18 protein-coding genes and 1 pseudogene are annotated in these 22,083 nt (G+C 63.7%); 10 read left to right on the top strand and 9 right to left on the bottom strand.

Annotated features, from left to right (window positions below; all coding sequences use genetic code 11):
• Positions 1–60: 60 nt before the first annotated feature.
• Complete coding sequence (locus tag RFA01S_RS25295; RefSeq protein WP_032393241.1) at positions 61–1,347, top strand: competence/damage-inducible protein A; 1,287 nt, start codon at positions 61–63, stop codon at positions 1,345–1,347.
• Between the two features lie 9 nt (positions 1,348–1,356).
• Here the strand turns inward: RFA01S_RS25295 and RFA01S_RS25290 are convergent, their stop codons facing one another.
• Positions 1,357–2,112, bottom strand: a complete 756-nt coding sequence (locus RFA01S_RS25290; protein ID WP_032393381.1) for an alpha/beta fold hydrolase — start codon at positions 2,110–2,112, stop codon at positions 1,357–1,359.
• A gap of 172 nt (positions 2,113–2,284) precedes the next feature.
• The gene (locus tag RFA01S_RS25285) at positions 2,285–2,980 is read right to left on the bottom strand and encodes an SDR family NAD(P)-dependent oxidoreductase (RefSeq protein ID WP_027496145.1); all 696 of its coding nucleotides are present in this window, start codon (positions 2,978–2,980) and stop codon (positions 2,285–2,287) included.
• 101 nt (positions 2,981–3,081) lie between these two features.
• Here RFA01S_RS25285 and RFA01S_RS25280 point away from each other — a divergent pair, with 101 nt between their 5' ends.
• The gene (locus RFA01S_RS25280) at positions 3,082–3,957 is read left to right on the top strand and encodes a helix-turn-helix transcriptional regulator (RefSeq protein WP_032393240.1); all 876 of its coding nucleotides are present in this window, start codon (positions 3,082–3,084) and stop codon (positions 3,955–3,957) included.
• Between the two features lie 31 nt (positions 3,958–3,988).
• Here the strand turns inward: RFA01S_RS25280 and RFA01S_RS25275 are convergent, their stop codons facing one another.
• Both RFA01S_RS25275 and RFA01S_RS25270 read right to left on the bottom strand, forming a co-directional pair.
• The gene (locus RFA01S_RS25275; protein ID WP_032393239.1) at positions 3,989–5,314 is read right to left on the bottom strand and encodes an alpha/beta hydrolase; all 1,326 of its coding nucleotides are present in this window, start codon (positions 5,312–5,314) and stop codon (positions 3,989–3,991) included.
• A gap of 60 nt (positions 5,315–5,374) precedes the next feature.
• Complete coding sequence (locus RFA01S_RS25270) at positions 5,375–5,863, bottom strand: nucleoside deaminase (RefSeq protein ID WP_032388824.1); 489 nt, start codon at positions 5,861–5,863, stop codon at positions 5,375–5,377.
• A 167-nt stretch (positions 5,864–6,030) separates the two neighbouring features.
• Between RFA01S_RS25270 and RFA01S_RS25265 the strand changes: the two genes are divergently transcribed.
• The 7 genes and pseudogenes from RFA01S_RS25265 (at position 6,031) to RFA01S_RS25235 (ending at position 15,697) form a co-directional block, all read left to right on the top strand.
• On the top strand, positions 6,031–6,630 hold the full coding sequence (locus tag RFA01S_RS25265) for a sulfite oxidase-like oxidoreductase (RefSeq protein ID WP_032393238.1): 600 nt from the start codon (positions 6,031–6,033) through the stop codon (positions 6,628–6,630).
• 7 nt (positions 6,631–6,637) lie between these two features.
• Positions 6,638–7,384, top strand: a complete 747-nt coding sequence (locus RFA01S_RS25260; RefSeq protein WP_230598465.1) for a ferredoxin reductase — start codon at positions 6,638–6,640, stop codon at positions 7,382–7,384.
• A gap of 117 nt (positions 7,385–7,501) precedes the next feature.
• The gene (locus tag RFA01S_RS25255; RefSeq protein WP_032393236.1) at positions 7,502–8,338 is read left to right on the top strand and encodes an alpha/beta hydrolase; all 837 of its coding nucleotides are present in this window, start codon (positions 7,502–7,504) and stop codon (positions 8,336–8,338) included.
• A gap of 142 nt (positions 8,339–8,480) precedes the next feature.
• On the top strand, positions 8,481–11,594 hold the full coding sequence (locus RFA01S_RS25250) for an NAD-glutamate dehydrogenase domain-containing protein (RefSeq protein ID WP_052060865.1): 3,114 nt from the start codon (positions 8,481–8,483) through the stop codon (positions 11,592–11,594).
• 177 nt (positions 11,595–11,771) lie between these two features.
• Positions 11,772–12,656, top strand: a pseudogene (locus RFA01S_RS25245) (universal stress protein).
• A gap of 23 nt (positions 12,657–12,679) precedes the next feature.
• Positions 12,680–14,233 carry an APC family permease gene (locus tag RFA01S_RS25240; RefSeq protein ID WP_032383980.1) on the top strand — a complete coding sequence of 518 codons (1,554 nt, stop codon included), beginning with the start codon at positions 12,680–12,682 and terminating at the stop codon, positions 14,231–14,233.
• A gap of 300 nt (positions 14,234–14,533) precedes the next feature.
• Positions 14,534–15,697 carry an epoxide hydrolase family protein gene (locus RFA01S_RS25235; RefSeq protein ID WP_032393234.1) on the top strand — a complete coding sequence of 388 codons (1,164 nt, stop codon included), beginning with the start codon at positions 14,534–14,536 and terminating at the stop codon, positions 15,695–15,697.
• Positions 15,698–15,724: 27 nt separating this feature from the next.
• Here RFA01S_RS25235 and RFA01S_RS25230 read toward each other — a convergent pair whose 3' ends face one another.
• From RFA01S_RS25230 to RFA01S_RS25210, 5 genes are all read right to left on the bottom strand, one after another.
• Positions 15,725–18,157, bottom strand: a complete 2,433-nt coding sequence (locus RFA01S_RS25230) for an excinuclease ABC subunit UvrA (protein WP_032393233.1) — start codon at positions 18,155–18,157, stop codon at positions 15,725–15,727.
• Positions 18,158–18,505: 348 nt separating this feature from the next.
• Positions 18,506–19,369 carry a MerR family transcriptional regulator gene (locus RFA01S_RS25225; protein ID WP_032393232.1) on the bottom strand — a complete coding sequence of 288 codons (864 nt, stop codon included), beginning with the start codon at positions 19,367–19,369 and terminating at the stop codon, positions 18,506–18,508.
• 227 nt (positions 19,370–19,596) lie between these two features.
• Entirely contained in the window at positions 19,597–20,112 is a 516-nt protein-coding gene (locus tag RFA01S_RS25220; RefSeq protein ID WP_032383903.1) for a hypothetical protein, read from the bottom strand.
• Between the two features lie 78 nt (positions 20,113–20,190).
• Positions 20,191–20,943, bottom strand: coding sequence for a hypothetical protein (locus RFA01S_RS25215; RefSeq protein WP_032393231.1), 753 nt, complete (start codon positions 20,941–20,943; stop codon positions 20,191–20,193).
• Between the two features lie 129 nt (positions 20,944–21,072).
• On the bottom strand, positions 21,073–21,252 hold the full coding sequence (locus tag RFA01S_RS25210; RefSeq protein ID WP_032383901.1) for a hypothetical protein: 180 nt from the start codon (positions 21,250–21,252) through the stop codon (positions 21,073–21,075).
• A 244-nt stretch (positions 21,253–21,496) separates the two neighbouring features.
• Between RFA01S_RS25210 and RFA01S_RS27575 the strand changes: the two genes are divergently transcribed.
• The gene (locus RFA01S_RS27575) at positions 21,497–21,922 is read left to right on the top strand and encodes a hypothetical protein (RefSeq protein ID WP_139278543.1); all 426 of its coding nucleotides are present in this window, start codon (positions 21,497–21,499) and stop codon (positions 21,920–21,922) included.
• The last annotated feature ends 161 nt before the right edge of the window (positions 21,923–22,083 follow it).

Below are 22,083 nucleotides of genomic sequence, written 5' to 3'. Positions count from 1 at the left end.
CGGTGTCGATCGAGCCACCGTCGCGAGTCCACTCGAACCCGGTGACAGTAAAGTCGAAGAATGTCAGTGCGAGCAGGTGTTGTGGTCACGGGAACCGAGGTTCTTTCGGGTCGGGTGTCCGACAGGAACGGCCCATGGGTCGCCCAACGTCTCTTGGAACTGGGCGTCGACGTCGCCCACATCACCGTGTGCGGGGACAGGCCCGATGATCTCACCGCACAACTTCGTTTCCTCGCCGATCAGCGTATGGACCTCATTGTCACCACCGGCGGGTTGGGGCCGACCGCCGACGATCTCACGGTCGCGACCGTTGCCGCGCTGTACGGTCGAGAACTTCGGCTCGACGTCGAACTCGAGGAGCGCATCAACACAATCGTTCAGCGTTGGCGGAGTCGCCTGAGTTCCTCGCCCGATTCGGAGCCCCTTCTCGCGGGCATCCGCAAACAAGCCATGGTTCCGGTAGGCGCGCAGTCCATTTCGCCGACCGGCACTGCTCCCGGCGTCGCGATACCAGCGAGTGACTCCGGGATGCTGCCTGCGGTTCTGATTCTGCCGGGCCCACCGCGCGAACTACAGGCCATGTGGCCCGAAGCTGTGCAGACAGCGCCGGTCTCGCGAGTGTTGGCCAGGAGTGCCGCGGTTCGCCAGGACACCATCCGCGCGTACGGTCTGTCGGAGGCCGACCTCGCGGCGACCTTACGAACAGCGGAGCGCGAGGTAGCGGGATTCGGCGACCTCGAGATCACCACCTGCCTGCGTCTCGGTGAACTCGAAATGGTGACGCGCTATCCAGAATCAGCGGCGGCCGCATACTCCGACGTCGCAGCACTTATCGAGAAACACTATGGCTCACAGGTCTTTTCGACCGACGGATCCACTATCGACGACATCGTGGCGAGTCGCTTGACGGGCCGTCGCATCGCAACGGCAGAATCGTGCACGGGCGGCATGATCGCCGCGCGTCTCACCGACCGTGCCGGGTCGTCGGCATATGTGATCGGCGCGGTGGTGTCGTACGCAAACGAAGCGAAGACCGAGCTTCTCGGTGTTCCAGCCGAGGTCATCGACCAGCACGGAGCCGTGAGCGAACCGGTGGCTGCACTGATGGCGGAGGGCGCGCTGAACCGGGTGGGTGTCGACATCGCTGTCTCGACCAGTGGCATCGCAGGCCCCGGCGGTGGCACCGAACTCAAGCCCGTCGGCACCGTGTGCTTCGCGATTGCCGTCCGCGATCAGCCGACCGTCACCCGGACACTTCGACTGCCCGGTGACAGGGCAAGTGTGCGTTCGCTTTCCACCACCGCAGCGATGCACATGCTCGCCGACGCCCTGGAGCCGACGATCTGATTCTTGTGGTCAACGACCGACGATGGACTCCTCGATCGTTTTCGCCACCAGTGCCGCATCGTCGATCATCGGCACATGGCCGACGTTTGCCAGCGTGACGAAATGCGCCCCGGGTAGCCGCTGACGGGCCGCAGGGACGAAATGTTCGGGCGGGAAGATGCGGTCTCCACTCGACCACGCCACGGTGACAGGGCACGGCATTTCGGCGAACGGTGCCACGCTCTCGCGGGTGTTCAACAGGTCGTGAGCCGCAGCGCATCCGACGAGGTCTTCGAATGATGCGGCAGCCTGCTGGTGCGTCATCTGCTTGCCGCGCAACGCAATATCACGCATGGCGAGCTGGCGAACGAACCCGAACCGCATCAGCGGCGGCATCAGTGAGCTGGTGGCGTCGGCCAGCTTCTTGGTTCGGATCAACGTCGCCCGACTTTTACCCGGATCGGCGTCGGGCTCCCAGAAACCGGCGGGCGAGAGCGCGCACACCGAACGGGCCCGGCCTCTGCGAGCGAGCTCGATACCCATCCACCCTCCCATCGAATTGCCCGCGATGTGCACGGTGTCGAGACCACGATCAACGAGCAGCTGCTCTGTCACATCGGTCAGAGCACCGATGCTCGCGTGATCGAGACGACGTCCACCGCGATGACCCGCTGCGGTCGGGACGAGGAGGTCGTAGTTCCTCGCGAGCAGTGGTGCGACGGTGTCCCACGCTCGAGCCGACATCGTCACTCCGTGCAGCAACAGAAGTGGAGGTTTGGTGCTCATCGTTCTTCTCATTTCCTTTTTCTGAGGTGGCACGTCTGTCGGCGCAGTCGTCCGAACACCGGTGAACTGCCTGAGCCCGACAGGCTACGTCACCCGGGTACCGGATTCCGTGCACTCGAAGCGATCGCGGCACGGGAGAACCGCCCAGACGGTGCAATCACCGATAACCGGCTCACCAGCTGACGGTTCCGTGGCGGTCGATGAACCGCCCGGATCCGTGGCCGGGCCCTTCGGTGGCGAACTGCACGATGGCGTCGGTCCCCTCGGTGACGGTCTGCGGCCCGCTGTTTCCGTTGAATTCGGTTGCGGTGTAGCCCGGATCGGCGGCATTGATGCGAATGTCGCTCAGGCCCTTGGCATACTGCGTCGTCAACATCGTGACAGCCGACTTCGACGCGGTGTAGGCCGGAGCAATCACGCTGGATTCGACGCGAGACGGATCGTGTGTCGCCGCGAACGAACCCATTCCACTGCTGACGTTGACGATGACGGGATCGGTGGAGCGGCGTAGCAGTGGAAGGAATGCTGTTGTGGTGCGGACAATTCCGAGAACGTTGACGTCGAGTACCGACTGCACATCGTCGGCGGTCAACTCTTCGATGTCGCTGTGCGGTCCGGGAATGCCCGCGTTGTTGATCAGTACGTCGACAACCCCCTCCCACCGTTCCACGTCCGCCGCTGCAGATGCGACGGATTCGGCATCGGTGACGTCGATCCGAACGAACCGAGCGCCCAACGCTGCTGCAGCATTCCTACCCCGCTCGGCGTCACGTGCTCCGAGGATCACGGTGTGGCCCTGATCGATCAGTCGGCGCGCGGTTTCGTAACCGAGGCCCTTGTTTGCTCCGGTGATGAATGTGATGGTCATGGCCCCAGTGTTCAGGTCGACCGGCGTGTGTTCCAGGCACGCCTGGACGGTAGGACAATCGGTACCACCCTCACACCCGCCCGAAGAGTGACAATGGAGTCGTGACCTCGACAACGGACGGACTCGGCGCGACGATCAGATCGTGGCGTGATCGACTCTCACCCGATGCTGTCGGACTGACGACCGGACGCTTTCGACGGGCCACGGGGCTCCGACGCGAGGACCTCGCCGATCTCGCGGGCATCTCCGTGGACTACGTAGTGCGGCTCGAACAGGGACGAGCGACGACACCGTCGGTGCAGGTGGTGTCGTCCTTGGCGCGGGCTCTCCAGCTGACTCTTCCCGAGCGAGACCATCTCTACCGCTTGGCCGGCCACATTCCGCCGGCCGACGGGACTATCTCCGACCACATCCCGCCTGGGGTCAGGCGGGTTGTCGGCCGACTCGACGAGGGTGCGGTTGCCGTCTTCGCCGCCGATTGGCAACTGCTCTGGTGGAACCGGAGTTGGGCCGCGCTGGTCGGTGATCCGTCGACCGTCTCGCACTCCAAGAGAAACTTCGCTCGTGACTGTTTCCCCGTCGGCACGGATGCACCCGGAATGTCCGCATGGCCGGTGACGCCGTCCGGCGGCGACGCAGCAGTCCGAGCTGCCGTGGTGTCCGACCTTCGGCGAGCCACTGGACGGTTTCCCCGAGACTCGAGACTGAGGGGCCTGATCGAAGAATTACGCACCGGCAGTGCAGAATTCGAGTCTCTGTGGTCGGTCGGTGCCGTCGGTTCACATCGCGAGGATCACAAAGTGGTCCACCATCCGACCGTCGGACCGATCACCGTCGACTGCGACGTACTCACCGACGGAGACGCGGAGCTGAAAATCGTCATCATGACAGCCGCCCCCGGATCGGAAGACGAAACGAAACTCCGGTTGGCCGCCGTTTCCGGGTCCGTCGACCAGCTGCGGTTGCCAGTGCAGTAGCGGCCAGTCGAGTGCGTCAGCGACTGCTCTGCTATCCGACGATGCCGCGGAGGAACTCGATCCTGAGCCGGTTGTACTCGTCGGTCCACTGCGAGCCCGTGGTCATGAATGCATGCTCGAGGGTCCCCTCGTTCTTGCTGTATAGATTCAAGCGATTGGCGACGCCCATTCTGTCCAGCTTCGCGCTCAGTTCGGCCGCCTGATCGGGGAACGTGCCGGTGTTGCCGTCGGCGATGAAGCTCGGCGGGAAGTCGGAGGTGGCGTTCTCCGTGACGTTTGCGCGCGCCAGCCAATCGGCATCGGTGGTGTCGAGGTAGCTGCGTGCACCGATGTCGTACAGAAAGCCGTTCGACGGACTCGCAGATTGCGGCGAGCCGGCCCTCCCCACATCGAGGACTGCACTGTCGAACACCAAAGCCTTCAGAGCGCTTCGATCCATCGTGGGTTCGATGCCCAGCGCACGTGCGTAGTCGGGGTTGGTCCGAACATTGGCGTAGCTACCCACGATCTGACCACCCGCGCTGCTTCCGGCGAGCACGACGCGGCTCATGTCCAAGCCGTATCGGTCGGCGTTCGTTTCCAAGAACTGCAGAGCCTCACCCAGCTGGATCGTCTGTGTGGGAAAACGGTATTCCGGTGCGAACGCATAATTCACCGACACCAGGTTGAAACCGGCGTCGAGTACGGGGCCCGCCCCCGACGCGAAGTACGGGTTGTCCGTCCCGAGTTCGGAATCACCGTCGGCCTTGTCCCCCGCTATCCATCCCCCGCCGTGCACCATGACGTACGTGGGACGGCTGACCGACGGATCGTTGTCGGCGATGTAGATGTCGAGAAACGAATTGGGAAGCGTCGAGCCGTATTCGATGTCACTGGTGCGACCTGCCCCGTTCACTACCGACGTCGCTGTCGGCGCGGCAGAAACGAAGGAATTGCTCTGCCCCAAGGACTGCAGCGCTCGAACCAGCGGCGCCGGACTGGCGGCCGTAGTGATCGTCACTGCGGAAACCACCAACGCAATCGAGGCAGCGAGGCCGGCGGGTACGGCGAGAACCACCCGGCGAGTGCCATCCGAGGAGCCCGCCCACGCCGATCCGAGCAGAAAGAACCCGAGCGCAGTCCCCGCGGTTGCGCTCACGACCCACAGCGCGTGAAAGGGCGTCACCAACCAGGCGACCTGAGCGACCACGGTCACTGCACCGAGCGAAGTTCCTACGGCTACATGCTTTCTGGCATCGGACGCGACGAGACAGGTGGCCACGACGGCCACGACGATGACCCACAATCCCACCGCGAACTGCTGACGGATCAGAAGACACTGGAGCCACGCGAGTGCAACACCGATACCACCGGTCATCACGAGTGCCGATGTCGACGTTCTCGTTCGCCGGCCTTCGAAAATTTTGCTCACCCTTAGCTACGCCGTGGACGTGTGACGTTGCCTGTGCAGGTCACGGACAGCGTCGCTGAACTCGGCGACCGGCCCGTCGACCACTGCTCCCGGCACGACCTGTGTGATGGTGAGCGGCGTGATCGCGAGCGGCGCAGCACCGAATTCTTCCAGCCACGTAAGCAATTGGGCTGTCGAGGTGGCGTAGACGATACGTCCGAGCCCGACAATTCCGTGGCTCGCCGCGCACATCGCACAGTGCTCACCGGAGGTGTATACCGTCGACGATCGTCGCTCACTGGGGTTCAGATTGGTCGCAGCCCACCGTGACAGAGCGATCTCGGGGTGCTGGGTGGGATCGTGTCGATCGCCGACGCGATTGCGGTCCTCCGCAAGCACTTCACCGCTGCCCGACACCAGCACCGAACCGAACGGATCGTTGCCCGTACTCACTGCGGCCGCCGCCAGATCCACAGCACGCGCCAGAAATGCACGGTCGTCGGCGGAAATACTCATGCCGCACCACATGGTGCGTCGACGATAGTAGTGTCCACACCTCGACCGTACCGGTACGAAGCACAGCGAACTCCGCATCGATCCCACGCGCTCCCGCCGAAACGCAGGTAGCCGACACCGTCACCCGACTTGTCAGACTCCCGACAACGAGCGCACAATTCTTCACCATGGCACTGATCTCGAAGGGCTTCGTGGGTCGACGACGCGGCGACGACGGGCGCACTCCCCCCGGTCAGTATCTGACCAAGGATTTTCCCGTCCTCGCGATCGGGCCTGCGCCCGTGGTCGCGACCGACACGTGGTCGTTCTCGGTCACCACCGAACGCGGCGACACCCGCAGTTGGACCTGGGACGAATTCGCGGCACTTCCACACGAGACTCCGACCGTCGACATCCACTGCGTCACCAAGTGGTCGAAGCTCGACACCACGTGGAAGGGCGTGAGTCTGGACGTTCTGCTGGACGGTCTCGACACCGATGCCAGGTACGTCGTGGTGCACGGCTTCGACGGTTACACCACCAATCTCCCCCTCGAGGATCTCAGGGACGGGAAGGCCTGGCTGGTTACCGAATTCGACGGCGCTCCCTTGGCTCGCGAACACGGTGGTCCGGCACGGCTTCTCGTTCCTCATCTGTACTTCTGGAAATCGGCGAAGTGGATCTCACGCATCGAGCTCACCCTGGAGAACGAACAAGGTTTCTGGGAGCGCGGTGGGTACCACGACTACGGAGACCCGTGGCGCGAGCAGCGCTACCAGGGCGACTGACGTGGCCGTGACGGCTGGAGCAAAACCCTGGCTCGTTGCCACGGCTGCGGCCGTGCGGCGTGAGACACCCACCGCGTCCACCCTTGTTCTCGACGTCGACGGTTGGCCCGGCCATCTCGCCGGGCAGCACGTGGACGTCAAGCTCACCGCCGAGGACGGCTACAGCGCACAGCGCAGCTACTCCTTGGCCTCGGCACCCGACGGCACGTCGCGTATCGAGATCGCCGTGCAGAACGTCGCGGACGGCGAGGTGTCGCCCTACTTGGTCGAGTCGGTCGAGGTCGGCGATCGCATCGAGATTCGAGGGCCGGTGGGCCGATGGTTCGTCTGGCGGCCGTCCCAACCGTCGGAGACCCCGTCTCCCCCGGTTCTGTTGGTGGGTGGCGGTTCCGGCATCGTCCCGCTCCGCGCCATGGTTCGCGCACAGGCGTCCGCGACGGGCGGACGGGCACCCTTCCGAGTGTTGTACTCGGTGCGCGAACCCGCGGAGGTCTATTTCGCGGACGAGTGGGCTCACCCTCCGGCGGGAGTGGACGTCACGATGATCCACACGCGGCGTGCTCCTGCCGGTAGCACACGGCCACTCGGTCGAATCACGTTGGAAGACATCGACGCTCACGGGTGGCCGGCGGAGTTCGAGCCGAGATGTTACATCTGCGGGCCCACGAGTTTCGTCGACACGGTCGCGGACATGCTGGTAGCGCGCGGCCACTCAGCTGGGAACATTCGTACGGAGCGTTTCGGACCGAGCTGAGATCGGCCCTCGACTCAGCGCCGCTCACGCGGTAGAGATGAACCATCCACATCTCGCCGTTCTCAATGGGGTTCTTATCCATCCCCACTGGAGTCTGCTTCCCCTACTGTCGGCACCATGACCATCGATCGAGTACCTGTACCCGGCGGAGACATCGTCGTCGAAACACACACCGGCACCAGCGAGACCGTCCTCGTGGTGCACGGCGTGTCCAGCCAGCGCATGCTGTGGGGCTGGCTGCGGGCGGAATCGCCACACCTGACACTGGTCGCACCGGATCTGCGCGGCAGGGGCGACAGCGTCGAGGTCACGGGGCCGTCGTCGCTCGCTCGGCACGCAGACGACCTGGACGCCGTCATGGATGCCCTCGGACTCGACGCCGCGCACGTGTGCGGAATGTCCATGGGTGGATTCGTGGCAGTCGAGTTCGCGGCTCGGTATCCATCTCGAGTGAAGAGTCTCGTTCTCGTCGACGGAGGCGTTCCGGTGGCACCGCCCGCCGGTCTCACCCGCGAGACCGTAGGAGCTGTGTTCGCGGACAGAATTGCTCGAACTCAGAAGCATTTCGGTACCGTCGACGAATACGTCGACTTCTTGGTCTCGACGTCGCTGCCGCTTCTCGACCCGGCGGATCCACTCCTGCGGACGTACGCCGAACACGATCTGGCAGAGGGGTCGGTGCGGCTGTCGACCGATGCAGTCGTCTCCGACGCCGAGGGTGTGTTCTTCGGCGAGTCACGGTTCCGAGAACTGACGATGCCGATTCGATTCCTGCACGCGCAGTGGAGCATTGGTAAGAAATCGGCTCCGATGTACTCGCCCGAAGACATCGATGCGCTCGACCTGACCTCGATCACCCCGATGATGGAACTCGACCATGCCGGCACGATCATGACCTCGGCCGGTGCCGCCGCCGTGGGAGCACGAATCGACGAGGCGCTGCGGAACGGGTGATGAAGCAGCACAAGGACCGGAATGGAGCGGTCCGAGGACGTCGGCTGTCCATTTCGTCAGCTGTGTCGTGCGTCTCGTTCAGCCAGACTTAGCCGACAGTGAGCGTCGCCTCACCCTCGTCGAGCATGGTCAGGAGAAACAAATGAGCGGTGCCGGTGCAGTCCGGGAGGACAGCGGTGTGCGGCTGCGGTTCATCGACACTGCGGACCAACAGATGCCCGTTGCCATCCTGGAGTGGCAGCGTCGCGCTCCACTTCTCGCCGATCTGGTCGCATTGTTCGCCGATCTCGGGCTGCGTGTGGCGAACCACGAGTTGTTGCCCTCGGGCGACGACAGCGACGCCCTCGTTCACAGATTCGGTTTCAGTACCGATGAAATCGATTGGTCCGCAGCAACTCCGAACCTGCTGCGGGCTGCATTCGAGGCCGCTGCATCGGGCGATCTCGAGGTCGATGGCTTCACTCGCCTCATCGCATCGGCGTCCATCCCGTTCACCGACGCCGTTCTCGTTCGCGCCGCAGCCCGCTATCTCGGCCAGGTGGGGCTGGAGCTGTCCGAACCCAGTGTGGTCTCGATACTGCTGCGGCACAGCGACTTCGTCCGAGGATTCTGCGCACTCTTCCATGCACGATTCGATCCCGACGTGACCGACCGCGACAGGCTGACGGCTGCCGCCGAGGACATTCTCGACACCGCTGTCGAGCGCACCTCGGCACTCGACGAGGATCGCTTGTTACGAGGACTGCGTTCTTTCCTCTCGGCAGTGTTGCGCACCAATTGGTTTCAGCACGACCGCACGGTAGGCGTCCCACCCGCAGCGTTCAAGATCGACCCGGCACGATTGTCCCTCTCTGCGGCCGTAACCCCGTACCGCGAAATCTTCGTGCACTCGCCGATCGTCGAGGGGAGTCACGTTCGGAGCGGTGCGATATCTCGCGGGGGCCTGCGTCATTCGGACCGGCACGACGATTTCCGCACCGAAGTACTCGATCTGATGAAGACGCAACACGTCAAGAATTCACCGATCGTGCCGATGGGTGGCAAGGGCGCTTTCGTGGTTCGAACGGAGACGACTCCCGAAGGTGTCCGCAACGCCTACACCGATTTCATCGAGGCACTGCTCGATGTCACCGACAACGTCGTCGACGGCGGGGTGGTGGTGCATCCGACGCGCACGGTGATCCGCGACGGCGACGACCCGTATCTCGTCGTCGCCGCCGACAAGGGGACTGCGCGATTCTCCGATCTCGCCAACAGCATTGCAGTCCGCCGAGGCTTCTGGCTCGGGGATGCGTTCGCCTCGGGAGGCTCGGCGGGCTACGACCACAAGACCATGGGAATCACCGCACGCGGCGGGTGGCTGTCGGTACGACGCCACTTCGCCGAGAAGGGTATCGACGTCGATACCGATGCGTTCACGGTGGTCGGTATCGGAGACATGTCGGGTGATGTGTTCGGCAATGGCATGCTCCTGAGCCACGCCATCCGACTCGTCGGCGCGTTCGATCACCGGCACATCTTGCTCGATCCGAACCCGGACCCCGAGGTCTCGTACCGCGAACGGGAACGGCTGGCAGCGATCGCTGGAAGCAGCTGGGCAGATTACGACACCAGGGCACTGTCGCCGGGCGGTGCGGTGTGGCCCCGTTCGGTCAAGTCCATCGAACTGTCACCGCAGATGCAGGCACGACTCGGAATCGATGTCGGCTCCCTCTCCCCCAACGCACTCGTCGAGGCGCTGCTCACTGCCCCGGTGGATCTACTGTGGAACGGAGGGATCGGCACCTACGTCAAGGCCTCGACCGAGGGGCACTCCGACTCCGCCGATCCGGCCAACGATTCCGTTCGCGTCGACGCGTCCGAACTGCAGGCCCGGGTGGTGGGCGAGGGTGGCAATCTCGGCCTCACGCAGCGTGCTCGAATCGAATTCGCCCTTGCCGGGGGTTGCGTCAACGCCGACTTCATCGACAACGCCACGGGCGTCGCAACCTCCGATCGAGAGGTGAATCTGAAAATCGCGGTGGATGCGGCCGTCGCGGACGGCGAGCTGTCCGTCACCGAGCGCAACAGAGCGCTGTCCCAGGTTCAGGACGAGGTTGCCGAGTCGGTGCTTGCAGAGGCTGCATCGCAGACCCTGGCGATCAGCCTCGCCGAGGCCCACGCGCCGTTCCTGCTGGGCCGGCACGAACGGTTGATCGACAACCTCGAACGCGACGCGGGAATCAGTCGAGTCGCTGCGGTTCTTCCCTCGCCTGCCGAGTTGCGGGCTCGACATCGCTTGGGGCAGGGACTGGTTCGGCCCGAGATCGCGGTGCTGTTGGCGCAGTCGAAGAACCTGGTGGCCACCGAATTGCTCGCCTCTCCCCTATTGGACGACCCGGTGTTCGACGGGGTACTCGCCGGCTATTTTCCAGAATCGATCCGTGTCCTGGTTCCTCACCACATTCGCAGGCATCCACTGGCGCGGGAGATCGTGGCGGTCGTCGTGACCGGACACATGATCGACCGCGTCGGGCCCGGCATGATTCACCGGCTGGAGGAGAGGCTGGGCGTGAGCACTGCCGATATCGCGGTCGCGTATGCCGTCGTGCGCCAGGTTTTCGACATCGACCACCTGTGGGACGTCGTTGCCGATCTACCTGGAATCCCGCAGAGCACCAGGCTGGTTTTGCAGTTCGGTGTTCAGGATCTGATCGAGCGGACCACGTCGTGGTTGTTGCGGAACCGCGACGAACATTCGACGCCTCTGGAGACGATCGAACGCCTAACGCGGCCGGTACGTGAACTCCGAGAATCGTTGCCGGAGTTGACCGGCGATCTCGTCGTCGATCAGAACACACTTCGAATCCTCTCCGAGGCATTCGCATTGGAGACGACGGCCCGGTCGCTTGCCCGACCGATAACGCACGTGGCGCAGACGTATCTCGAATTCGGCCGCGTCGTGGGTCTCGACCGGTTGGTGGAACGCTCCTCTGTCGCCTCCGGTGGAGCCGACTACTGGGACGCCATGGCAAGCGCGATTCTGGTCGATGCGATTCGTGAGCACTGGCACAACATGACCGAACAGGTCCTGTCCGAGGCGGTACACACCGAATCTGCTACCGACGCCGTTGCAGCGTGGCAGTCTGTGCACACCAATTCCGTCGAACGATTGGCCCAGATGGTCGGTGAACTCCACAGCGTGGAAGGGCTGAGCAATTCGCAAGTGTGCGTGGTGAGCGCAGAGCTGTCGCTTGCCCTGTCTCGGTGCCGATGATTCGCAGGAGCGAAGCCTGCGGAGTGACTATTTCATGCAGGAGCGAAGCCTGCGGAGTGACTATTTCATGCAGGAGCGAAGCCTGCGGAGTGACTATTTCATGCAGGAGCGAAGCCTGCGGAGTGACCATTTCAGCACTACCTCTACCTGTTCGATCGAAACGAAGGAGCCGTCCCCATGCGCTTGATCGTCGGATATCTCGCCACCCCCAGCGGTAAGGACGGTCTTGCCCTCGGGGTGCAGCTCGCCCGCAGCCTGGGTGCTCAGCTCGACATCTGCATGGTTCTACCGCCGGACCGCACCGTTGCGTCCAGAGTCCCTGCCGAAACCGGTTACGAGGACGTCCTGATCACACGAGCGCAAGGCTGACTCGACGAGGCGAAATCGTTGGTGCCGTCCGACATCGAGGTCGCCGTGCACGCGAGTTTCAACGATTCGTTCGCCCAGGGACTGCTGGACGAGGTGGCTCGGCTGGGGGCCTCGGCCATCGTCGTGGGTGCGTCCGGAGACGGCCTGCTCGGACGGCATTCCGTCGGCTCGGTCTCGACCGAACTGCTGCATTCGGCACACGTGCCGCTTGCACTCGCGCCGCGCGGCACCCGGCACTCGTCTGCTCGGGAGATCCGTCAGGTGACCTGCGCACTCGGGACCAGGACGGGAGCGGATGTGTTGCTGCGGACGGCGGTCCGGACCTGCGAGAGAATGCACACTCCGCTCCGGCTCGTGTCCCTGGTTGCGCTCGACCCCCGCAACGATCTTCGCGATGCCCGGGACAGCTACGACAGCGCGCGTGACCGTGCCGTCGCGCACGCACGTGCCCTCGTGGACGAAGCGAAATCCACGTTGCCGGACGACTTTCCGATATCGGTGACCATCGCGGACGGATCGTCCGTCGAGTCTGCGGTGCGGACGCTCGACTGGCAGGACGGCGACCTCGTCATGGTCGGCTCCAGCCGCCTTGCCCAACCGCGCCGACTCTTTCTCGGTTCGACGGCCGCGAAGATGCTTCGCGTCCTGCCCGTCCCCATGGTGGTCGTCCCCAAGCAGGAGTTCGAATCATGAATCCGTCGACGGAAGGCTCGAATATGGGCAAGAACGCAAGCGGGCCCTCGCCCACTGCCGGTGAAGTCAGCGCCAAGGGGCTGGCGACAGGCACAGTCGGCACCTTCTCTGGCGCGATACTCGGAATCTCATCTGTAGCACCGGGTTACACTCTGACGGCAAGCATCGGCCTGATCGTCGCTGCCGTAGGTCTGAAGATGCCGGCAATCCTGATCGCGGGCTTCGTTCCGATGTTCCTCACCGCATATGCCTACCGCGAGCTGAACTCCGAGTCTCCCGATTGCGGTGCGTCGTTCACGTGGTCGACCAAAGCATTCGGACCCTACGTCGGATGGATGTGCGGTTGGGGCATGGTGATTGCGACGATCATCGTGTTGTCCAATCTTGCGGCCATCGCGGTGCAGTTCTTCTATCTGTTCATAGCGAAGTTGTTCGACACACCGTCGATCGCCGATCTACCGGGCAACAAGTTCGTCAATGTCGGTACGACGCTGGTGTTCATCGCAGCGGCCACCTGGATTGCCAGCAGAGGCATCACCACCAGCGAAAAGCTGCAGATCGTCACGGTCGGCTTTCAGATGGTGCTTCTCGTCGTCTTCGCCGTCGTTGCGCTGATTCATGTCGGAGCAGGAGACGCCCCGGGCGAGGTCACTTTCGACTTGGACTGGTTCAACCCGTTCACCGGCGTGGCTGTCGGTGCGTTCGTCATCGGACTCACGGGATCCATCTTCGCTTTCTGGGGTTGGGATACGTGCCTGACGCTCGGCGAGGAATCGAAGAACCCGAAGACGACGCCCGGCCGCGCCGGATTGCTCTGCGTGGCAACCATTCTGCTCACCTACCTACTCGTGGCGGTGGCCGCCATGATGTACGCAGGGGTAGGCGAGGACGGCCTGGGCCTGGGTAACCCGGACAACGCCGAGAACGTCTTCGGCTCTCTGGCCGACCCGGTGCTCGGTAAATGGGGCGGGCTGCTGCTGTTCCTGGCCGTGCTGGTGTCCTCACTGGCGAGCTTGCAGACCACGTTCCTTCCGGCTGCGCGAACGATGCTGGCGATGGGTTCCTACGGTGCCTTCCCCAAGAAATTCGCCGAAGTGTCACCTCGCTTCCTGGTGCCTTCCTACGCAACCGTCGTCGCAGGGGCCATCACCGCAGGGTTCTACACAGTGGTCACGTTCCTGTCCGAGCGCACTCTGATCGACACCATCGCGGCCCTGGGCATCATGATCTGCTGGTATTACGGCATCACGGCCTTTGCCTGCATCTGGTATTTCCGCGGCAGGCTGTTCGACAGTGTCCGTAACACCGTCTTCCGCTTCCTGTTTCCACTTCTCGGTGGCCTCATGCTGCTCGCCGTTTTCGTCATATCACTCGGCGAGAGCATGAATCCCGACAACGCCAGCGGAGCCTCGATCGGCGGCATCGGACTCGTGTTCTTCCTCGGCTTCGGCATCCTCGTCCTCGGCGCTGTGCTGATGATCGTCATGAGGTTCCGCCATCCCGCATTCTTCGAGGGCAAGACACTCGATCGCAATACTTCCGCGTTGCGAGACGAAAGCGATCTGGCGGGCAGATAGCCGAGGACGGCGGGATTGCTCGGCAGCTGCGGTTCCGCGTCCCGCCGGGACAGCGGTGGCGCTGCTCGACGACGAATGCGGCACGAAGTTCCCGACGGGACAACTTATCTGACCGACCATCCGATTGGCCCCTATCGCCGAGCTGGATGGCCGAGGACTTCGACCCCTTCGGTATCGAATCGTTCGGTAGTGGCCGAAGCTCTGTAGCGACGAAACTGGCTCCGGCACAGCGGCGGACATGACCACTTGCCCCCACCGACTCACCTGACCGCGGCCACATCAGGACGTAGACTCCCCTTCATGACGCGTCCCGAACCATTCGTTTCGACGACTATTGCTGCGGCGCTGGATGACCTGAGAACACGACTTCGCGCAACACGGTGGCCGGACAGTCCTGCCGATGCTGGGTGGTCACTCGGTGTCGACGTCGGTTACCTTCGTGAACTCGTCGAATACTGGTCCGACGAATTCGACTGGGGAGCGCAGGAGTCTGCCCTGTCGAAGCATCCTCGATTCCGGGTCGACGTCGGTGATCTGGGCATCCACTTCGTGCACGCGCGGGCAGTGGCACCTGTGGGCCCGGTTCTTCCCGTGGTTCTCAGCCATGGATGGCCGGACTCGTTCTGGCGCTACTCGAAAGTGGTGTCGCTGCTGACCGATCCGGGCGCACACGGTGCCGACCCCGCCGATGCATTCGACGTCATCGTGCCCGACATGCCGGGCTACGGCTATTCGGATACACCGGCAGGCACCCCTTTGAATTCGATTGCGGTCGCTGGTCTTTGGGCCGAGCTGATGCACATTCTGGGGTACACCCGTTATGGGGCTGCCGGAGGCGACATCGGCAGCGCCGTGAGCCGGTACCTCGCACTCGATCACCCCGACTCTGTCGTGGCCGTCCATCGTATGGATGCGGGACTGCCCGTGTTCACCGGCGACCGCGCCGAACTGTCACCGCAGGAGCAGGACTTTCTCGACAGGTCCGCCGCGTGGGGCAGTACAGAGGGTGCATACGCTGCGATGCACCGCACGAAACCGCAGACCGCTGCCGTCGGGTTGACCGACTCCCCGGCCGGGTTGGCCGCATGGATCGTCGAGAAGCTGCGAGGGTGGACCGACGGCGACGGTGACATCGAGCGTAATTTCACCAAGGACGAGATCCTCACGAACGTCACCCTCTACTGGCTCACCGAGACCATCGGCTCGTCGATGCGTATGTACAACGCCAACGCGTCCATTCCCTCGGAGCAGCACGCCCGCCGCGTCGAGGTGCCGTCAGGGTTCTCGTTCTTTTCGGGTGACCTCTTCACGAATCCGCCCCGCGCGTGGCTCGACCGCGTCGCGAATGTCGTTCGTGCAAAAGAACTTCCGCGCGGTGGGCACTTCGCGCCGTTCGTGGAGCCCGAGCTGTACGCGCAAGAATTGCGCGACTTCTTCCGACCGTATCGTGCAGCCCTTGCGTAGAGCGCCCCTGCAAGATGAAGCGCCAGTTCAGGATTGGAGTCGGCGGGCCAGATATGATCCCGTTCTGCTGTTCGGGGACACCGCCACTTCGGCGGGAGTGCCGGTGGCGACCACGGTGCCCCCGTTGTCGCCGCCGCCGGGACCGAGGTCGATGACCCAGTCTGCGGAGGCTACGGCATCCAGGTCGTGTTCGACCATCACCACGGTGTTGCCCGCGTCGACGAGCAGGTGCAATTGACGCATGAGCAGGGCGACATCGGAGGGGTGCAGCCCTGCTGTCGGTTCGTCCAGTAGGTAGAGGGCAGTGCCGCGGCGAGTGCGCTGCAATTCGGTGGCAATTTTGATGCGCTGCGCTTCTCCGCCGCTCAACTCGGTCGCGGGTTGACCGAGCCGAAGGTAGCCCAGCCCGATATCGCGCAAAGTCTCCAGACTGCGGGATGCTCCCGTGACATCGGCGAAGAACATCGCAGCCTCGTCAACCGACATGCCCAATACCTGGGCAATTGTATTGTCGCGCCAGGTGATTTCGAGAGTTTCCGGGGTGAACCGGGCACCGTGGCAGGTGGGGCACGGGCCATAGGTGCCGGGAAGGAACAACAGCTCCACCTCGACGAAACCGTCGCCCTGGCACGTGGGGCATCGTCCGTCGGCGACGTTGAAGGAGAACCGTCCGGGTGCCCATCCTCGAGCCTTGGCCTCATCGGTGGCGGCAAACAGTTTGCGGACGATGTCGAACATTCCGACGTAGGTGGCCAGTGTCGATCGTGGAGTGCGGCCGATGGGACGCTGATCCACCCGGACCAGTCGGGTGAACGTCTCGATTCCGGAGACCTCGGCCACGTCGACTTCGATCTGCGCGTCATCGTCCTCGTCTGCCGCGGTCTCGAGGCGGTGGCGCGCCACCTCGAACAAGACCTGGCTGACGAGCGTCGACTTCCCAGAACCCGACACACCCGTCACCGCCGTCAGCACCCCGTGTGGGAACTTCGCCGTCAACTCGCGCAGATTGTGCCGGGTTACTCCGGTCAGAGTCAGCCATCCGTCGGTGGGCCGCGGCTCACGCTGCAGAGATTCCGCTCGCCCGAAGAGATGCTTGCTGGTTACCGACTCCTCGATCTCTTCCAAGCCGTCGACGGGGCCGCTGTACAGAACCCGGCCGCCGCCCTCGCCCGCCGCGGGCCCGATATCGACCACCCAGTCGGCACGGCGGACCACATCCATGTCATGTTCGACGACGAAAAGAGAGTTGCCCGACGCCTTCAGCTGGTCCAGAACGTCGAGCAGTGGCTCGGCATCCGCGGGATGCAGCCCCGCGGAGGGTTCGTCCAACACGTACACCACCCCGAAGAGACCGGAACGGAGCTGAGTGGCGATCCGCAACCGCTGCGTCTCGCCAGGCGACAGAGTCGTCGAGTTTCGCCCGAGCGCCAGATAGCCCAAACCCAACTCGAGCAACACGTCGATTCTGGCCAGCAGGTCGGCGGTGATGCGCACCGCCACTTCAGCGGCCTCCCCCGACTGTTCGGATACCGGGCGCAGTACTGCGGCAAGTTCTGTCAGCGATAGCGCATTGATCTCGGCGATCGAGTGGCCGGCGATGGTGACGTCCAGCGCATCTTCGCGCAGTCCACTGCCGGAGCACTTCGGGCAGCGGACGGTTTCGGTGAACTGCAGCGCGCGGTCCCGCATGCGCTCGCTGTTCGAGTCCGCCAGAACGTGCATCACGTGACTCCGGGCGCTCCAGAACTTGCCCTCGTAACTGTGGTCGACGCGGCCTTCTTCGGGCTCGATGAACACCTTGGGGTGCTCCTCGGTGAACAGAAGCCAGTCTCGGTCCTTCTTCTTCAGCGTGCGCCACGGCGCGTCGATGTCGATACCCATGCCGCTGACGATGCTGCGCAGATTCGCGCCCTGCCAGGCGCCCGGCCACGCCGCGATCGCTCCCTCCCGAATGCTCAAAGAGGGGTCGGGAACGAGCAGTTCCGTTGTCACATCGTGGAAGTCGCCCAACCCACCGCATCGTGGGCAGGCACCGGCGACGGTATTCGGTGAGAACGCTTCGGCCGCGAGCAGCGGAGCACCGTCAGGATAGGTACCGGCCCGCGAATACAGCATGCGCAGCAGGTTGGACATCGTGGTGATGGTGCCGACGCTCGAGCGTGAACTGGGCGAACCCCGGCGTTGCTGCAACGCAACGGCCGGTGGAAGGCCGGTGATGGAGGCGACATGGGGTGCGCCCACCTGCTGAAGCAGTCGCCGCGCGTAGGGGGCAACAGACTCGAAGTAGCGTCGCTGCGCTTCGGCGTACAACGTGCTGAAAGCCAGTGACGACTTCCCGGACCCCGAGACCCCTGTGAACGCGACGAAGGCATTGCGGGGTATGTCGACATCGACCGCTGCCAGGTTGTGCTCGGTAGCACCGCGCACTCGGACATACCCGTCCCACGTTGAGTCCGTCACCGACCGAGCCTAACTGGTCCCTATCGGATCAGAACGATATTCTGGACGTTAGTTCCGCAGTGCAATTGTTTTGCAAATCAATGGCAAGGGACTGTCTTTTCATTTCACTTGTGACCGCACACAGTGCCTGTATAGAACCGCTCGGCACACCGACAGTTCGCGGCACACGCGTTGTCGACCCGCGAGCCATCGGCGGGACGCGCTGCGTCGAAGCCCTCGCCTACTCGACGGTGCGCGAGGCACCACGTAATGCCTACGGCAGCAGCCGAAGTCCAGCACATTCTGGCCAAGCTCCGACCTGAGCAGGGACTGTGCCCCGGATCGAACTCGACCCGACACTCCGGAGACTCATGTCGTGCCGGATCCGTCGAGTTCCAGGGCCAGTTCCATGCATCGCAGTCGTGCAGGGGAAAAGTCGTAGGGCATCATCCGGACGGTCTCGGCAAGGCTTGTCGACCCGCACGCCGAACCGGCGTCGGCGGGCGGGGGGTGCAACTCGTCCCACGCGTCGAATCGGCCGTCGTCTGCTTGCGCCAGGCCGGAGCTGTCGATGACCGTGCGAAGTGCGGTCTCGAAGGCGTGCCGTTCCGCAGCCACCTCTGCCACGCGAGGGTCGTCGACGGCTACCGTGTCGTCGAGCGCGTCTTCGGCGGCGTCGACTCGGTCAGAAGCCTCCCGCAGGTCCGGGCGGGCGGCCAGGGCGATGAACCGCGACGCCTGGACGGACGCGCCGAGCTCGCTGAAGATCCGCTCGGTCACGAGCAGGGTGTCCAGGTCGTCCTGGCGCAGGGCCCCCTCGCGCAGGCCTGCGAGGCGGTCGCCCACGACATCGGAGAGCAGGCCCAGCCTGCTCCCCCGAGCTCGCATGCGCTGCACAGCTTTCCGTTGCTGCTCGAGTTCGGCCTGCCTGGCAACGAGGGACCCTTCGAGCCGATCAAGGATGCGCGCGACGTCGCTGTCGGCGGTACCGGGCGCATCCGACAAGGCGTCGCGGATATCGTCGAGAGCAATGCCGGCCTCGGCCATCCGGCGGATCCACAACAGCCGGATCATCTCGTCGTAGCCATAGCGGCGGCGGTCGTCGCTCCCCCGCTCGGGCTCCGGGATCAGGCCGATCTGGTGGTAGTGACGGATCGCTCGCGGCGTGGTGCCGACGAACGCCGCGGCACCCCCAATCGTGACCTGGCGCGGCGGGGTGAAAGACGAGAACATGTGTTGCTGCCTTCCTCGGTGGGCGGGATACGTCCACTGCACCACATGACGCTACGGAAGGTGCAAGCCCGCGCCTGATGTGACGTCGCATAAGGCGACGGTTTTCAGAAGCATTCGATTATCCGGGCCCTCCAGGGGGGTGACGAAGCTGAACGCCGAAGTGACGCTTCGTATTCGAGTCGACTCGGGACCCGGAGATTTCCGTGCGTCCGACGACTGTGGCGTCGTCAGGCCACCGTGAAGCGCACAGTGTTGCCGGCCGGATCGAGCAAAGTCGTGTTGAGTGGGGCATCAGTCGTCACCGTCAAACCTGCTCTACCGGAACCGATATCGATCGCTATCTGCTTGCTCCATTCGCCGCCTTCCGGGGGCACAAAACCGATTGCGGCGGAGTTCAGGTGCACCATCCACGAGCCCCCGGTTGGCTTGGCACCGCTGTACGGGTCGGCCCAGGGTGCATCGAAGTTGTTCATGTTCACGAACACGGTGAGTGGACAATCGTTGGTGAAGAATGTCCGCCAGGTCAACGTGACCACCGCGATGCCCGGCCGATCGTGCGGCGTGTACACGTCGCCGCCCACCTCGCCTGCGCACGGAAAAGACATCTCTCGTCCGAGCGAAATGTTGTACGGAAATGGCGTGAACTCCTGATGGTGAGCTGACGCCACCCCGGGAATGCCCAGAAGCGCAGCCGCGAGGGCAGCACCGACAACGGTGGTTCGCACGGTCCAAGTTCGAGTCACGAAAAGGACATTACGGTAAAGCCGTTCGTGGGGCCGGGTATCGGTCTCGTGCTGTTTCCTCGACCGGCAACCCCTCACCTACGGGCAAGCGGGTAGCGGGTTGACGGTGTCGGTATCCCAGGTGAGTCTTTGCGTGACAGGCACGGGCAGCGCCTCGAGCTCGGCGTTCGTGAGCAGTGCGTCGATGCACGAGGTCGACGCCCCGACGTAGGTCGTCATCAAGTCGATGTCCGTTGCCACGCACCATGCCTGATCATCCGGCCACCACAGGTGGGCGCTCATTACAGAGGGAAACCGAGCACTGGCACCGAACTGGGTGTCGGCGAGATCGATACCGCCCGCGAAGAGCACCATATTTCGAGACGGCATCGGCAGTCGAAGTTCATTCGACGGCACGTCGATATACCCAGATCCTTCCCAGTGCCCGAACCAGCACTGCGCCGGCGCCTGTGTGAAGCGTCGAAGTGTGTCTGCCAACGCCCGGGTGGTGCCTACCGGCAACGAACCTTGCATCGGGGAATCGTGCCAAACGCCCTCCTGCTCGCTGGCTTGCCAGCTGCCCACGATGGAACCCCACTCCATCGCCGGGTGCGCAATCCGGCCGTTGGCTCGGGCAACCGCCGACCAGGTGACCGGTTCGTCGTCGATGCTCCTCGCCGGATGGAAGATTCGCGCGTACGACGGGAAGATACGCGGAATCAGCGCGGCCACACCGCTGCCGAACTTTCCGATTCCTTCGAGGAGCCACGCCCCAGCGTCGACGTCGGCGGCCTCGCGTAGCCCTCGTTCGTCCCAGTCCTGGGAATCGGTCGACTTCGGATTCCACGCCATGGGCCCACTAGATCACACGAAGCCGCATGTCCGGTCAGAACGGAGTGGCCCAAGTCGATTCCCGCATCGCCGTGGTGAGACGACGGCAGATTCATGTGCCCCGAAACGAAAGATCCGTCGACTTCATGCCTACCGATCTCGAGAGGTCTGCGCGCCCGAGCGACCGGGCAACAACGATCGCCCACCGGTGCTCTCGTACCGCGCGGTCTGGCAGCGAAGCGTGAGCACGCATGCGAACAGACCGGACGGCATGCCGGAACGCCATCCGACCTTGCGCACCGCATCGGTCCGCGGGAGAGTGACGATCATGAACGACACACCCGCATCCGGCCCACCCCCACCGCGTTTTCGCGGCGTGCCCATCAACGAAATCCCGGCCGTAGTACCTCTGAGATTGATTCTGGCCGAAACGGACAGGATCGGTGCGTGGCTGAGCGGTGCACGGATCTACAGCACTTGCATGACCTTCTCGGTCGAAGCCAGTGTCCGAGAATCCGATCGTTTGCTGGGTATGTACGGGTTCGGTAGACCGGAGTCGAATCACACGCCGCCGATGCTCCTCGGTTTCGAGGACGTCGACGGAACCGTCTCCACAAACCTGCCCGGCAGACGAACGGGATTGAGTCCCAACGGCGGTGGTGGAAACCGCCTGCACAGTCGAAGCGGCCTCATTTTGACGCCCGTTCCGCCAGCCGGTCCTTTGCATGTTTATTTTGCGTGGCCCCACTTCGGGATCGACGAGACACGTCATATCGTGGATGCGAGCGAATTCCATTCGACGACATCCGAAGTGAGAAAATTGTGGGACGAGGTCGATCCGGACACGGGCACCCAGTTCGACCTCGATGACAGGACGACTCCCGAGATCGAGATTCCACCAGGCGGGTGGTTCCAGGCGGCCTTCGAACGCCAGAAGCCACCTCCGCGCGACCCCAATGCGCCGCGTCGTATCAACTACGCGATCAAGAGTGACGACTGAGCGGCAAAGCCTTCAGGACCAACGAGAACTACCAACGTATCGCGATGCTCGACCCCATCGAAATAGCCGCTCACCGCACAACCACCCGAGTACGAAGGCTGTTCGTGTGTGGTGGCCGCTTGACGAATTGCCGCCGTGGCCTGGCCGGGGTCGTGTCGACA

This window comes from Rhodococcoides fascians NBRC 12155 = LMG 3623 (assembly GCF_001894785.1).
Taxonomy (GTDB): domain Bacteria; phylum Actinomycetota; class Actinomycetes; order Mycobacteriales; family Mycobacteriaceae; genus Rhodococcoides; species Rhodococcoides fascians.
The sequence above is the reverse complement of the archived record's forward strand: the minus strand, read 5'-3'. Positions and strand labels throughout refer to the sequence as shown.